Below are 13,289 nucleotides of genomic sequence, written 5' to 3' on the forward strand. Positions count from 1 at the left end.
GTTTGCAGAAGTCCTTTCGTGATTGACCTGCCTGCTGCCCGGAAATAGCACTTGACATCAGAATACGCACGACTGTATTTTCACTAAATACGCACGAGTGTATTAAGCCATGAGCAAACCATCGTTTCGCGAAGACATTCTCAATGCCGGCCTCGAGGTGATGCTCCGGGCGGGATACGAGGGCGCCAGTGTGCGCGACATCTGCGCAGCCGCAGGCGCTCCGCATGGTTCCTTCACCAATCACTTCCGTTCCAAGGAGGCGTTTGCGCAGGAAGTACTCGACCGCTATTTCGCTCACACGAAGGAGCTGGTCAAACAGGCTTTGGGCGACCAGTCTCTTACCCCACGGGCCCGCCTCAAGCGGTATCTGGACATCATCAGTGGCGTGCTGGCAGACGACAAATGGAATCGCGGGTGCCTGATCGGCGATTTCAGTCTCGAGACCGCTTCTCAAAGCGAACTTCTGCGCGAGCGGCTGGACGCCATATTCCAGGAATGGCGCAGTCCGTTTGCGTTGTGTATCGGGGAGGCCCAAGCCGCCGGTGAGATCGATTCGGCTTTCGATCCGCTGGATCTGGCCGAATTCCTCCTCGCCTCATGGGAAGGCGCAATTCTGCGCATGAAGGTCGAACGCGGGCCTGCCGCGCTCGAGCGCTTCAAGAAAATCGCTTTCCAAACCATCTTCAAGGAGCAGAAATGAGCACGCTTTTTGACGTTGAATTGCCGAAGGTGCAAGTTCTGGGTTCCACCATGGCCTACCGGGAAGCAGGAGATGCCGAAGCACCGGTCGCACTCTTTCTGCACGGGAACCCGACCTCATCGTACATATGGCGGAATATCATCCCGCGCGTCGCACCGTTGGCGCATTGCATCGCACCGGATCTGATTGGATTCGGTCAATCGGGAAAGCCGGACATCGAGTATCGGTTTGCCGATCACGTCCGGTACCTGGACGCGTTTCTCGCCCATGCTGGAATCTCGTCGGCGTTCGTCATCGCGCAGGACTGGGGAACCGCTCTCGCGTTTCACCTCGCGGCTCGCAGACCGGAGTTTATCCGTGGGCTTGCTTTCATGGAGTTCATCCGGCCGATGCCGACGTGGGACGATTTTCACGCAGAGGCACGCGAAATCTTCGCGAAGTTCAGAACACCCGGGGTGGGTGAAGAGATGATCCTGGAAGGCAATGTCTTCGTGGAGCAGGTTCTTCCCGGGGGAATGGTGCGAAGACTCACGGACGAGGAAATGTCTGTCTACCGGGCGCCATTTCCCACGCCCGAGTCGCGCCGGCCCACGTGGCGTTTCCCGAATGAACTGCCTATCGCGGGAGAACCCGCTGACGTGTACTCGACGCTGGAAGAAGCGCATCGTGCTCTGGCGCAGTCCTCTTATCCAAAGCTGCTTTTCACTGCAACCCCGGGCGCTCTGGTCACGCCGGCCGTTGCCGATAATTTTTCGAACAAACTTAAGGACTGCAAAGCTGTAGAGCTTGGCGCCGGAATTCACTACTTGCAGGAGGATCATCCCGATACCATTGGCGCCGCCGTCAGTGAATGGCTAATCGGACTGGGAATAGGTACCGGCCCAAAACAAAGGCTGAACTTATAGACACCCGTCTGCCGCCATAGCCGCAATGAAGAGTCGTGGAGCGGACAGGTGAGCGTAATCCGCGAGCGCCGGTGGGAGGATGCTGGAGTGCTCGTCGCCGCTCACCAGGGAACGACCCTTCCCAGGTAGTCCAGGTAATGCAATCCGGAGCGCCCTTCGTAAGCCTCTATCGTGCTCACCAGGTTCGGGATGCTTTCCCCGATAGTCAGACGCGCATCAGGACCGCCCATGTCCGTCTTTACCCACCCAGGCGCCATCAATAGCAGGGTTCTCGGGTCGTCGTGGTGGCGCGCGGCAAAGCTGCGCATGAACATGTTGAGCGCGGCTTTGCTGCCCCGGTAAACCTCGTAATTGCCGTTGGTGTTGTTCGTGATGCTACCCTGCCCCGACGACATGACGCCAATTGTTCCGCCCGGCTGGACGAGGTCCTGAAACGTCTCTATCACTCTCATCGGACTCAGCGAGTTCGTGACCATGACGCGCACGAATTCTTCGGTCGAGACATCGGCGATCGTTTCGCCATCGTCGTTCTTGACGCCGGCATTCACGAAGAGGATATCCAGTCGCCGATCTTTTAGACGGCCGTGTAATGCCGAGACCTGGCTGGCAATCGTAATGTCAACCGCTTCCACTTCCAGCGCGCCCCGCGCGCCTTCCGAGAGTTGGCACAGCTTTTCTGTAGAGCCCTGCCTCCCCGTGGCAATCACTCGCCAGCCGCGCTTGAGGTATTCCTCGACCATCGCGAATCCGAGGCCCCGCGATGCGCCGATAAGGAGGATGGTTTTCTGCGTGGAGATGTCTTGCATGGATAGCTCCCTGTAGTGAAATCGGTGAGACCCGGATGTGCGCCGATAGAAGGTGGCGCTGAGCTGCTGCGCATTCGGTCACGGGTCGATACATGGAATATATCGATCAGCGGGACATGGCGGAAGACGCAGCAGTTGCACTTATAACCTGCACCAGACGCCATGCCCCGACGCATCACGCTACAATCGGGCATGCCCGAAGCCGACCTGAATCTGCTCATTGCGCTTGACGTCCTGCTTGCCGATGGCAGCGTGGCCGGTGCTGCGCGTCGACTGGGATTGAGCGCCTCGGCAATGAGCCGGACCTTGACCCGGCTGCGCGAGGCGACCGGCGACCCGTTACTGGTTCGCGCGGGGCGCGGTATGGTACTGACGCCTCATGCGGAGGCACTGCGTCAACGGACCCAGAACGCGGTTCATGAGGCACGTGCGGTACTTCGTCCCTCGACAGCGGAGCCTGATTTCTCAACGTTGCAGCGCACCTTTACCATTCGCGCCAACGACGGTTTTGTGGAGGCCTTCGGCGCCTCATTGATCGCCGCGGCAACCGCAGTCGCGCCGCTCGTGTGTCTGCGTTTTGCACCCAAGCTCGAGAAAACAGCGACGTATCTGCGGGACGGCTCCGCCGATCTTGAGATCGGTGTTTTAAGCGAAATGGGACCGGAAGTGCGCGTGCAGGCACTATTCCGGGATCGCTTTCTTGGGGCTGTCAGACACGGCCATCCGCTCGCGATGGAGCGCGAGGTGAGCGCCGAACGGTACACCGCCTTCGGTCATGTGGTCGCGTCACGGCACGGTCGCGCAAACGGACCGGTTGATGAAGCACTGGCCGGATTAGGGCTGCAACGAACGATTGTCGCCGTTGTTCCGAGCTTCCCCGCCGCACTCGCTGTGGCGCGGGCCTCCGACCTGATAGCGCTCGTGCCTGCGTCTCTTCTGATCGATCTCCCCGGACAGCAGGACGCATCAGCTGCCCCCGCCCCCGCTCACGCCTTCGAGCTTCCCGTGGCGACCGGGGAGATTACGGTGTCGCAGATGTGGCATCCCCGTTTAGAGGCCGATCCGGTTCATCGCTGGCTCCGGCAACTCACGCTGGCGGTGTGCCGGGAAAGGCCGCGTGTGTAAAGCACACCGCATAACCGTCACCCCTGGCACACACCGTCCCTTGTATACGGAATCCCGGTAGCCGCCTGGCGGACCGGCCGCGCCACTACGCGCCGATAAATTCCAGCAGTTGCCGGGCGACTGCGCGCGGCGCTTCTTCCGGTATGTAGTGCCCGCAATCGGTGATGACTCCGCCCCGAACATCCTCGGCCACGAGACGCATTGTGTCGAACAGCATCGACCCGACGCCCGACTCCGCTCCGAACGCCAGCACCGGGATGTCGAGCTTGCGCTCGCCGCGCTGCCGGCTTTCCTCCAGGCCCTGCTGGCTGAGCTGGTGGCGGTAGTACGCCATCGCTGTCCGTATCGCCCCCGGAGCGGCATTGACGCGCACATACTCGTCGAGATCCGCCGCACCAATGGCCCAGGGATGAACGGCCTTGACCCGGAACAGCCAGCTCAGGAATTCCCGCTCCCGGCCCTGGAACAGTATCTCCGGCAAATCGGGCAGACGATTGAACGCGAATTGCCAGGTTTTCAGGTTCAGCTCTTCCGAAGGAAGGCCTGCGGGCAGCGGCGAAATCCCGGGCAGCGCGGAATCGAATACCGCGAGTCGCTTCACGTCTTCCCGCCACTCGGCGGCATAGGTGTAACCGATCCACGTGCCGACGTCGTGACCCACGACGTCGATGGGACCGTCGGCCGTCAGACTCAGCGCCTCGACGACTCCATGCACGTCCGCTGCCGCCGTTCGCATGTCATATCCCGAGGTGGGGTGGTCTGAGTCGCCCATGCCCCTTGGATCAAGCGCAATCACACGCCGCCCGGCCTCAACGAGCAATGGCATTACATATCGCCATGCGTACCAGCTTTGCGGCCAGCCGGGTATCAGCACAACAGGGGCGCCCTGACCGCCTTCGACGTAATGCAGACGAACGCCCTTCACTGAAGCCGTACCGTGGTGGAATGTCTTCCAGAATTCCTGCGGCTCAAAAGGCGCCACCGTCGCGTCTGCCTGCACCTGTATTGCATCGTGTTTCATGGGAAGCTCCTTGCTTCAAGAGTTAGCCTTCTATTGGGAAGTATTCACTTCCAAATTATCCAAAAAAAAATCAATCGAGCAGCTCCAGGGCACGCTCCGTAATGTCGATCAGTTCGCCGCGCGAGCGGCTCGTCTTACCCAGCACGCGCATGCCCTGGAGTATGCACAGCAGCAGACGCCCCGTGGACTCCGCATCCACGTCACTCGTGATGGAGCCGTCCTGCTGCCCCTGCAGGATGCAATCAACCAGGCGCTTCTCATGTAGCTTGAGAACGTCCGCCACGCGCTTCGCTATCTCCTTGTCGGAACTGGCCAGATCCACCGCACTCCCGACCACCAGGCACCCGCGCTTGCCCAGGCTGCCGTGACTATATTCCACGTAGAGGGCGAGAATGGCTCGCACGCGCTCCCGCCCCGTCTGCGCACCCGCCAACTCCTTACGCAGGCGTGCGCTGCGCAATTCGACATAGCGTTCAAATGCTGCGAGAAAGACGGCGCGTTTATCGCGGAACGCCTTGTAGAGGCTGCCTTCGGTAATTCCAATCGCCGCGGTGAGCTTGCCCAGCGAGGTGGCATGAAAGCCGTATTCGCTGAAGACGGCAATCGCCTTGTCCAGCACATCCTCGAGTACAAACTCCCGAGGCCGTCCAGGGCCGCGGCTTTCGGCTTCGTGAGAAACTGATTTGTTCATGTGCGAATATTAGGAAGTATTCTCTCCCAAATCAAGCTCTTTTTTGCGAGGGGAGTGTTGCAACGCCCAAACCGGACCGGCCAGAGTGTCTTCTCTTTCCACGCATACAGACTGTGCGTCGTGATATCCACTCGCTGCGCCAAATCCGCCACCGAATGACCGCGTTCGGTTACCCGTTTGACTGCCTCAATCCTGAACTCCTCCGTGTACCGCTTCCTGCTCATTCTGACCTCCTCAGTTGCCGTAAATCATGGCTCGAAGATGTCTACGAAAAGCTGGCCGGTCCACAAACCCTGAAGTGTTTATCTACCGCGCATAAGCCCCGTAAAAAAGAGGCCTGAATCTGTTAGTTATGCGCATCATTTCCTATAACAATGCCACTAAGCGAGCTAGAATCGGAAACATTAGACGATACTGATGCCATGTATGACCGGATTGATCCTGGTCTATGCGCGGAGGATTGACCAATGAAGCAGAAAATCATTTCCTGCATGCTCACCGCCGCGCTCGTGCTCGGCCCTGTCATGCCTAGAGCGCAGGGCGCGGTCTATTCCAACGGCACGTCGACCACCACATTCCTCGTCTCGCTCACGCTTCAGGCGAACTGCTCCATCGCAGCCAACCCGCTGAACTTCGGCACCAATGGCGTGCTGGCTACCGCAATCAACCAGCAGACCACGGTCTCGGTTACCTGCACGAACACCACGCCCTACAACGTCGGCCTCGACGGCGGAAACGTCACGGGCTCTACCGTAACTGCCCGGCTCATGGCGGGCACGGCCACCGGCAACACGACCACCACCGTCGGCTTCCAGCTCTACCAGGACTCAGGGCATACGACCGTGTGGGGCAACACCCAGGGCACCAACACGGTGGCGGGCACAGGAACCGGATCGGCACAATCGATTTCGGTGTACGGCCAGGTGCCTGCGCAAACCACGCCGAAGCCCGACACCTATCAGACCACCGTTACCGCAACGGTCTACTTTTGAAGGCTTGCTGCGGTGCCATGAGACAGTTGGCGAGCGGTGTTGCCCTCCTCCTCATGAGTCTTGCCCTGGTGGCGCGTGCGGCAACCCTGCAAATCTCTCCCGTGACAGTCGACCTGCCACCGGATCTGAATGCATCGGGCATCACACTGCGCAATCCCGGAGATAGTCCGCTCTATGGTCAGGTACGGGTGTTTCGCTGGGATCAGTCCAATGGCGAGGACGCGCTTACGCCCACCAGCGAACTGGTGGCCAGCCCGCCGCTGATCCAGATTCCAGCCCGCACCGACCAGTTGATCCGCCTGGTGCGGGCGATCCCCGCGCCCACCGACAGCGAGCAAAGCTACCGCTTGCTGATCGACGAGTTGCCCGGACCGGATCAGCCGGTTGCCAACGGCGTGACGATCCGGCTGCGCTATTCGGTGCCGGTTTTCGTGGAACCGGTCAAGCCGCTCGGACAACCCAGGCTTACGTGGCGCCTGACACATGACGAGCAAGGCTGGACCCTGCACGTCGTCAATGACGGCGCTAAACGCGCACAGATTGCGGCGGTCCAGATTCTCACCGCATCGGGTAAATCATACGAAATAAATAAGGGTTTGCTTGGCTATGCGCTCGCCAAACGCGGTCGCCAGTGGCAAGTGCCGCTCCCAGCCGACGCAGACCTGAGCGGCACGGCGAAGGTTCGCGCGATGATCAACTCGCTGCCGGCCGAGTCGACGGTCAACGTCGACTAAACAGCATTGCGGGGTTCTGAGCTGGACGACGGGCGTCCGCGGGAACGGACAGGATGTATCGAATCCAGATTGATGAGAATCAGACAGGGGCCGCCACCTCATTGGCATGGCTTACGTGCTGCGGCACTCGCGGTGGGACTATTTGCCTTGAACTGTTCAGGCGCGCCGGCACAGGAATCACTGGCGTTCACCGACACTGGCGCGAGGACCAGCACGCCCCATGACCTCTATCTCGCCGTGAGTCTGAATGGCCAGTCCACTTCATTGATCGCCCACTTTCGTGAGACGGACGGTCATCTGGTTGCCACCGGAAAGGATCTGAGCGACCTCGGGCTCGCGATCGAGCGCATCGGCATCGCGCCAACCGCCGAGGTCCGGCTCGATGCGATTCCTGGCCTGCGCTACAGCTATAACGCGTCGGCGCAAGCAATCGACCTGCAGGTTCCCGACAGCATCCGCACGCCCTACCGCTTCGATACGCGCCAGTTGAGCACGACGCCGCCGGCAACATCATCGCGCGGTCTGCTGATCAACTACGACGCCTTTGCGCAGAGCGAGGCGAGCGCACGCCTCGCGCTCTGGAGCGAGGAGCGTTACTTCGACCCTGAGGGTGTCTTCAGCACGACTGGCATTGCCTACCTGTACGACAACCTGAACCGGTACACGCGCTACGACACGTCATGGAACCGCTCCGATCCGGCCGCGCTCACCACCACGCAGCTCGGCGATACGATCACGTCGTCGCTCTCCTGGACACGCTCGATCCGCCTCGGAGGTTTTCAGTGGCGCAGCAATTTCGCCCTGCGGCCCGACCTCGTGACCTTCCCGCTGCCGGCTCTCGCCGGCACGGCGGTCGTGCCGTCATCGGTGGACCTGTACGTCAACAGTGTCCGGCAATACAGCGGCAATGTGCCGAGCGGCCCGTTCATCGTCAACAACGTGCCAGGCATCACCGGCGCCGGGCAGGCAACCGTCATCACGCACGACGCCCTCGGCCGCACGGTCTCGACCTCCTTGCCGCTCTATGTCGATACGCGATTGCTGACACCGGGCCTGTCGAGCTATTCGTTCGAGGCGGGGTTCCTGCGCCGCAACTACGGCCTCGAATCGTTCGACTACGACTCCCGGCCGGCGGCCAGCGGGTCCGCGCGCTACGGCGTGAACAATCTGCTGACGCTCGAAGGACACGCCGAAGCAACCAGCGGGCTCTACAACGCAGGCGCCGGCGCCTTGGTGCGACTTGGCATGGCCGGTGTCGTCAACGGTTCCGTGTCGGGCAGCACCGGGCGGCTGGCCGGCACGCAAGTGAGCCTCGGCTACGAGTACATCCAGCCGCGTTTTTCAGTGGATGCACAGACCATTCGAGCCTACGGCAACTATGGCGACCTGGCCGCCCGGGATGGCACGCCCGTGCCGAGCGCGACCGACACCGTCACGCTGTCGCTGCCGCTTTTCAGCCAACAGACGTTATCGCTGAGCTATATCGGCTACCGCTATCCCTTCGCACCGCCGTCGGCGATTGGATCGGTATCCTACACATTTAACTTTGGCAATCTCGCCTCGATGAATCTCAGCGCCTACCAGGACTTCAGGCAGCAGGATTCGCGCGGTGTGTTCCTGAGCTTAAGCTTCGGCCTCGGTCACAACACCTCGCTCAACACCAGTGTCGGCCGGCAAAGCGGCCAGTCGAACTACAACGTCAACACGGTCCGCCCGCCCGACTACAGCGGCGGCTGGGGCTGGGGCGTGCAGGCAGGCGACACCGGCGCCGTGCCGTTCCAGCAGGCGCAACTCCAGTACCTCGGCAACGACGGCGAAGTGACCGCGATTGCGCAGAATTTCTCCGGGCGCGCGAACGGCTCGCTCGATGTGACCGGCGCGCTCGTGTTGATGGACCGCGTGATCGAGCCATCGCGCCGGATCGACGACGGCTTCGCACTGGTCTCGACCGATGGCGTGGCGGGTATCCCGGTGCTGCATGAGAACCGGGTAATCGGCACCACAGATTCCAGCGGCCATCTGTTGATCCCCGATCTCAACGCGTACCAGCATAACCAGATCGCTATCGACAGCATGAAGCTGCCGGCCGATGCGAGAATTGCCACGACTTCGGCGGACTTCGTGCCGCAGTCGCAATCAGGCGTACTGGCGCACTTCGGGGTGACGCGCTACAGCGCCGCCTCGATTATCCTGCATGGGCCAAACGGCGAAGTGCTGCCGCCCGGCGCGCGCGTGCATCATGTGGAAAGCGGGAAGGACACCATCGTCGGCTACGACGGCCTCACCTTCATCGAAGATCTCGAGCCGGACAACCATCTGCTGATCGAGAGCGGTGCACTCCATTGCAGCGTGGAATTTGCTTACGCGCGGCCACGCGACGGCTCGCTGCCGACGCTGGGCCCATTGACCTGCAAGCCGCTTGCGGGCGCTAGCGGGGTAGCGCCATGATGCGGACCCTGCTGATCCTCTGTGTAGTGTGGCTGCTCTCCGGGATCGCCACCGAGGCGCACGCGCAGAGCTGTTCGGCGAGCGCATCGGCGCTCAGCTTCGGCTCGGTAAGCCCGATCAGCGGCAGCGCGGTCAGCGCCACAGGCACCGTCAGCGTGACCTGCACCTGGCCGGCTGTCAGCCTGACCCCGAACGTGCAGGTCTGCCTGAACCTGGGGGCCACCAGCCCGCGCCAGATGGTCAACGGCACCAATCAGTTGCAATACGACCTGTATCAGGATTCGGCACACTCCCAGGTCTGGGGTTCGATTTATTCGGGCACCACGCCTATCTCGCTCGGACTCGTCAAACCACTCCTCGGCACCACGGCCACGGGATCGGTCACGATCTACGGACAGATTGCCGCCAACCAGCCGACTGTGCCCACAGTCGGCAATAGCAGCACGTTATACAGCCAGAGCTTCAGCGCGGCCCAGACTTCGCTCAATTACGGGTTCTACCTGCTGGGCGCGCCAAGTTGCGCTTCGCTGACTGCGACCCAGGGGGCCTTCCCGTTCACTGCCAGCGCCACGGTGATCAACAACTGCAATATCAGCGCGACCAACGTGGCGTTTCCAGCCGCGGGCGTGTTGAGTAGTGCCTTGAGCGCGACAGGGGCAATCACCGCGCAGTGCACCAACGGCGACGCCTTCCGGATTGCGCTGAACGGCGGCTCCAGTGCCAATGTGGCGGCGCGTCAAATGCAGCGCTCGGGCGGCGGCGGTGCCGTCAACTATCAGTTGTATATCGATGCCGCTTACGCGAGCGCATGGGGCGACGGCACCAGCGGCACGTCCATGGCAACCGGCACGGGCACCGGCGGCCAGCAGGTGCTGACCGTGTACGGCCAGGTCCCCGCGCAAACGACGCCCGCGCCCGGCAGCTACAGTGACACGATTACCGCGACCATCAGCTTTTGAAGCGCTGTCGCACCCGGCATCCCTGCATGCCGGGTACCGCACTCAAAACGCGATAGCCCAGACGGCTGGCTCAGCGGTATGGCTAGCGAAACTTAGGGTCGAGAGCGGCTGGGTCGGATCGAGCGGCGCGAGCGCGACACCGAACGGGCCGCCATGCAGGCAGGAAACACTCGGCGCGAGCTGTCCCGCGCCCGAACGTATTTCGCAGGTTTCCTGGACGACCAGGCTGACCGCAATCGGTGCAAGGCTCGCCGATGAAACGGACGACGGCAAGGCGCCCAGCAACACAAGCGCGAGTGCCCCGGATAGTGTGATTTTGCGCAGCATAAGCGGCTGGATGTCAGCGCAACGATAGGACTGACACCCCACGTGTTCGGAAATGGGAGCGGATTAATTCTGATATCGGCATTCCGTCGGGGGACTTTAGCGCTACCGGCGTCCGGGTCATGTGGCTACGTCCTGGCTTGCCAGCTGGAGCGCAGCCAAAAGTGGAAAACCATGTCAAGACACATCGCCCCCACCGCCAGTAGTGCTTTCAAGCATATCGTAAAAAAACGATATATGATTCGTTCTGTTGCGATGCAGCCTTGAGGCCACCCGGCCCGCAAGGCCGAGTCCTCCGTTCATACCCCCGAAAACCAACCCGATGACCCTCGACATCGACGCGATCCACAAGGCGCTCGCCAACCCCGTCCGCCGCGAGATTCTGGCGTGGCTGCGGGAGCCGTATGCGCACTTCGCCGATCAGGAGCTGACGCTCGACCACGGTGTGTGCGCCGGCAAGATCGACGCACGCTGCGGGCTGTCGCAGTCCACCGTGTCGGCACACCTGGCCGCCTTGCAGCGCGCTGGCCTCGTGAGCTCGAAGCGAGTCGGCCAGTGGGTGTTTTTCAAGCGCAACGAGCCCGTCATCCAGGCGTTTCTCGAGCATATGAACACGGACCTCTGACGCTTCGCGTCTGCTTCGCCGCGTCTCTTTCATCACGCTGTTCTTATCGTTGCGGGCACTGCGCCCGCCAGGAAAGGTGAACTCTTATGCCGACTCTTTTTGACCCGCTTCAGATTGGCGATCTCACGCTGAAGAACCGCATCATCATGGCGCCGCTGACGCGCCAGCGCGCCGGAGAAATCCGCGTGCCGAACGCCCTGATGGCCCGGTACTATGCCGAGCGCGCCTCGGCGGGCCTCATCATCAGCGAGGCCACCTCGGTCACGCCGCAAGGCATCGGCTATGCCGACACGCCGGGCATCTGGTCGCAGGAGCAGGTTGAAGGCTGGAAGCTCGTCACCAGCGCGGTTCACGCTGCCGGCGGCAAGATCTTCCTGCAGTTGTGGCACGTCGGCCGTGTGTCGGACCCGATCTTCCTGAACGGCGAACTGCCGGTTGCACCGAGCGCGATTGCGCCGCAAGGGCATGTGAGCCACGTGCGTCCGCAGCGCCCGTTTGTGACGCCGCGTGCGCTCGATCTGGCGGAAATCCCCGCCATCGTCGACGCGTATCGCAAGGGCGCCGCCAATGCCAAGGCAGCCGGTTTCGACGGCGTGCAGGTGCATGGCGCGAACGGCTATCTGCTCGACCAGTTCCTGCAGGACAGCACCAACCACCGCACCGACGCCTACGGCGGCTCGATTGAAAACCGCGCTCGCCTGATGCTCGAAGTAACCGATGCATGTATCGAAGTGTGGGGCGCCCAGCGCGTCGGCATGCACCTCGCACCGCGCGGCGATGCGCACACCATGGGCGACTCGAACGCCGCGGCAACCTTCGGCTATGTGGCGCGCGAGCTCGGCAAGCGCAAGATCGCCTTTATCGCGGCTCGTGAAGCACTCGGCGACAACCGGCTCGGCCCGCAGTTGAAGGCAGCCTTCGGCGGCCCGTACATTGCCAACGAGAAGTTCACCAAGGAATCCGCACAGCACGTGCTGGACGCCGGTGAAGCGGACGCAGTGGCATGGGGACAGCTGTTCATCGCCAACCCGGACCTGCCGCGCCGTTTCGAACTCGACGCGCCGCTGAACCAGCCGAATCCGGCTACGTACTATGCAGCCGGCGAAACCGGCTATACGGACTATCCGGCGCTGGAAGCGGCCGCATAAGCGGTGGCATAAGCGGTGGAATAAGCGCTGCAACGAGCGGTGCAATAAGCGCCTGCGCGAGGCGTAGAACAAGCCACAAGCAGGCGTAAAACGCGCGGCGGGCCCGACCGGAGTATTATCCGGCCGCGCTCGCCGCCGTCACTTCACGGCACATGAACACGCGCCTCGTTTCGTCGAGCCCGTGAGCCACATGCGATGCGCGTATCGCCCGCAACTTCGCGTCGAGGCTCGCACCGTCCATCACGCTGAAGCCGAGCCGCCGGTAATACGGCGCATTCCATGGCACGTCGCGAAACGTGGACAACACCAGTTGCCGGGCTCCCGCCTGGGCTGCGAGACGCTCCACCTGCCCGATCAGCGCCGCGCCGATACGCCTGCCCGCCCATGCCGTGAGCACATCGAGTTCTTCGATATAGAAGCGCGTGGCAAGCGGCGCGAACATCACGAAGCCGCCGCAGCGCCCCGCCGAATCCACCGCGACGATAATTTCCGCCGCCTCGATCTTGCGGCGCACGAAGGACGCGTTCATCGGCTGGGCATCGGCAATACCGGTCAAGCCGACTGTCACGAAGCGCTGCGCCGCTTCGTACTCGATAGCGCGCACGGCCTCGGTATCGTCAGGCACAGCAAGGCGAAAAGTAACGGCAAGAGAGTCCTGCATGAGCTTCCGGTCAAGGCAAGGATATTCGCGCATTCCTCCCGCAGGATGCGCCCACCCCGAATCTTGACATCGCTGCGGCAAAACGAACAGACAGGCGAGGCGGGCGCGCCCTTCGTGCATTGCTCACGCTCCATTCACCCGCCACGCTTG

General features: G+C 61.9%; 14 protein-coding genes and 1 pseudogene. 9 read left to right on the top strand and 6 right to left on the bottom strand.

All coding sequences use genetic code 11. The annotated features are described in order from the left end of the window. Positions 1–109: 109 nt before the first annotated feature. Together FFS45_RS15005 and FFS45_RS15010 are read left to right on the top strand one after the other, a co-directional pair. Positions 110–700 carry a TetR/AcrR family transcriptional regulator gene (locus tag FFS45_RS15005; protein ID WP_137955440.1) on the top strand — a complete coding sequence of 197 codons (591 nt, stop codon included), beginning with the start codon at positions 110–112 and terminating at the stop codon, positions 698–700. Then, positions 697–1,605 carry a haloalkane dehalogenase gene (locus FFS45_RS15010; protein WP_137955441.1) on the top strand — a complete coding sequence of 303 codons (909 nt, stop codon included), beginning with the start codon at positions 697–699 and terminating at the stop codon, positions 1,603–1,605. The genes FFS45_RS15005 and FFS45_RS15010 overlap by 4 nt, the downstream gene beginning before the upstream one ends. Before the next feature lie 101 nt (positions 1,606–1,706). Here the strand turns inward: FFS45_RS15010 and FFS45_RS15015 are convergent, their stop codons facing one another. Continuing rightward, positions 1,707–2,411, bottom strand: a complete 705-nt coding sequence (locus tag FFS45_RS15015) for an SDR family NAD(P)-dependent oxidoreductase (RefSeq protein WP_137955442.1) — start codon at positions 2,409–2,411, stop codon at positions 1,707–1,709. 192 nt (positions 2,412–2,603) lie between these two features. On the opposite strand from FFS45_RS15015, the gene FFS45_RS15020 reads away from it, so the two are divergent. Beyond that, complete coding sequence (locus tag FFS45_RS15020) at positions 2,604–3,536, top strand: LysR family transcriptional regulator (protein WP_137955482.1); 933 nt, start codon at positions 2,604–2,606, stop codon at positions 3,534–3,536. A gap of 85 nt (positions 3,537–3,621) precedes the next feature. On the opposite strand, the gene FFS45_RS15025 is transcribed toward FFS45_RS15020, so the two are convergent. From FFS45_RS15025 to FFS45_RS15035, 3 genes and pseudogenes are all read right to left on the bottom strand, one after another. After that, a complete protein-coding gene (locus FFS45_RS15025) occupies positions 3,622–4,557 on the bottom strand; it encodes an alpha/beta hydrolase (RefSeq protein WP_137955443.1) in 936 nt (311 codons plus the stop codon). A 70-nt stretch (positions 4,558–4,627) separates the two neighbouring features. Next, a complete protein-coding gene (locus FFS45_RS15030) occupies positions 4,628–5,248 on the bottom strand; it encodes a TetR/AcrR family transcriptional regulator (RefSeq protein WP_137955444.1) in 621 nt (206 codons plus the stop codon). A gap of 98 nt (positions 5,249–5,346) precedes the next feature. Next, positions 5,347–5,472 (bottom strand): annotated as a pseudogene (locus FFS45_RS15035) (transposase); the annotation flags it as partial. A 300-nt stretch (positions 5,473–5,772) separates the two neighbouring features. Between FFS45_RS15035 and FFS45_RS15040 the strand changes: the two are divergent. From FFS45_RS15040 to FFS45_RS15055, 4 genes are all read left to right on the top strand, one after another. Beyond that, positions 5,773–6,240 (top strand): spore coat U domain-containing protein, encoded by a 468-nt coding sequence (locus FFS45_RS15040; protein ID WP_249362797.1) that lies wholly within the window; start codon positions 5,773–5,775, stop codon positions 6,238–6,240. 53 nt (positions 6,241–6,293) lie between these two features. Beyond that, positions 6,294–6,974 carry a molecular chaperone gene (locus tag FFS45_RS15045; RefSeq protein ID WP_249362789.1) on the top strand — a complete coding sequence of 227 codons (681 nt, stop codon included), beginning with the start codon at positions 6,294–6,296 and terminating at the stop codon, positions 6,972–6,974. A 147-nt stretch (positions 6,975–7,121) separates the two neighbouring features. Beyond that, positions 7,122–9,422, top strand: a complete 2,301-nt coding sequence (locus FFS45_RS15050) for a fimbria/pilus outer membrane usher protein (protein ID WP_249362790.1) — start codon at positions 7,122–7,124, stop codon at positions 9,420–9,422. Beyond that, positions 9,419–10,381, top strand: coding sequence for a spore coat protein U domain-containing protein (locus FFS45_RS15055; RefSeq protein ID WP_137955447.1), 963 nt, complete (start codon positions 9,419–9,421; stop codon positions 10,379–10,381). The genes FFS45_RS15050 and FFS45_RS15055 overlap by 4 nt, the downstream gene beginning before the upstream one ends. 42 nt (positions 10,382–10,423) lie before the next feature. Here the strand turns inward: FFS45_RS15055 and FFS45_RS15060 are convergent, their stop codons facing one another. After that, a complete protein-coding gene (locus FFS45_RS15060) occupies positions 10,424–10,708 on the bottom strand; it encodes a hypothetical protein (RefSeq protein ID WP_137955448.1) in 285 nt (94 codons plus the stop codon). Between the two features lie 319 nt (positions 10,709–11,027). On the opposite strand from FFS45_RS15060, the gene FFS45_RS15065 reads away from it, so the two are divergent. Together FFS45_RS15065 and FFS45_RS15070 are read left to right on the top strand one after the other, a co-directional pair. After that, positions 11,028–11,330, top strand: coding sequence for a metalloregulator ArsR/SmtB family transcription factor (locus FFS45_RS15065; protein WP_137955449.1), 303 nt, complete (start codon positions 11,028–11,030; stop codon positions 11,328–11,330). A gap of 86 nt (positions 11,331–11,416) precedes the next feature. Beyond that, positions 11,417–12,478 (top strand): alkene reductase, encoded by a 1,062-nt coding sequence (locus tag FFS45_RS15070; protein ID WP_137955450.1) that lies wholly within the window; start codon positions 11,417–11,419, stop codon positions 12,476–12,478. A gap of 115 nt (positions 12,479–12,593) precedes the next feature. Here FFS45_RS15070 and FFS45_RS15075 read toward each other — a convergent pair whose 3' ends face one another. Further along, positions 12,594–13,139 (bottom strand): GNAT family N-acetyltransferase, encoded by a 546-nt coding sequence (locus FFS45_RS15075; protein ID WP_137955451.1) that lies wholly within the window; start codon positions 13,137–13,139, stop codon positions 12,594–12,596. Positions 13,140–13,289 lie beyond the last annotated feature (150 nt).

The sequence above is a fragment of the Burkholderia sp. 4M9327F10 genome (assembly GCF_005503145.1).
Taxonomy (GTDB): Bacteria; Pseudomonadota; Gammaproteobacteria; order Burkholderiales; family Burkholderiaceae; genus Paraburkholderia.

What these genes read in the sequence shown, in the direction of transcription:
- FFS45_RS15045 (WP_249362789.1), top strand. Translation starts at nt 6,294, where the DNA reads ATGAGTCTTGCCCTGGTGGCGCGTGCGGCAACCCTGCAAATCTCTCCC.
- FFS45_RS15025 (WP_137955443.1), bottom strand. Translation starts at nt 4,557, where the DNA reads ATGAAACACGATGCAATACAGGTGCAGGCAGACGCGACGGTGGCGCCT.
- FFS45_RS15060 (WP_137955448.1), bottom strand. Translation starts at nt 10,708, where the DNA reads ATGCTGCGCAAAATCACACTATCCGGGGCACTCGCGCTTGTGTTGCTG.
- FFS45_RS15010 (WP_137955441.1), top strand. Translation starts at nt 697, where the DNA reads ATGAGCACGCTTTTTGACGTTGAATTGCCGAAGGTGCAAGTTCTGGGT.
- FFS45_RS15040 (WP_249362797.1), top strand. Translation starts at nt 5,773, where the DNA reads ATGCCTAGAGCGCAGGGCGCGGTCTATTCCAACGGCACGTCGACCACC.
- FFS45_RS15070 (WP_137955450.1), top strand. Translation starts at nt 11,417, where the DNA reads ATGCCGACTCTTTTTGACCCGCTTCAGATTGGCGATCTCACGCTGAAG.
- FFS45_RS15015 (WP_137955442.1), bottom strand. Translation starts at nt 2,411, where the DNA reads ATGCAAGACATCTCCACGCAGAAAACCATCCTCCTTATCGGCGCATCG.
- FFS45_RS15065 (WP_137955449.1), top strand. Translation starts at nt 11,028, where the DNA reads ATGACCCTCGACATCGACGCGATCCACAAGGCGCTCGCCAACCCCGTC.
- FFS45_RS15020 (WP_137955482.1), top strand. Translation starts at nt 2,604, where the DNA reads ATGCCCGAAGCCGACCTGAATCTGCTCATTGCGCTTGACGTCCTGCTT.
- FFS45_RS15005 (WP_137955440.1), top strand. Translation starts at nt 110, where the DNA reads ATGAGCAAACCATCGTTTCGCGAAGACATTCTCAATGCCGGCCTCGAG.
- FFS45_RS15055 (WP_137955447.1), top strand. Translation starts at nt 9,419, where the DNA reads ATGATGCGGACCCTGCTGATCCTCTGTGTAGTGTGGCTGCTCTCCGGG.
- FFS45_RS15075 (WP_137955451.1), bottom strand. Translation starts at nt 13,139, where the DNA reads ATGCAGGACTCTCTTGCCGTTACTTTTCGCCTTGCTGTGCCTGACGAT.
- FFS45_RS15030 (WP_137955444.1), bottom strand. Translation starts at nt 5,248, where the DNA reads ATGAACAAATCAGTTTCTCACGAAGCCGAAAGCCGCGGCCCTGGACGG.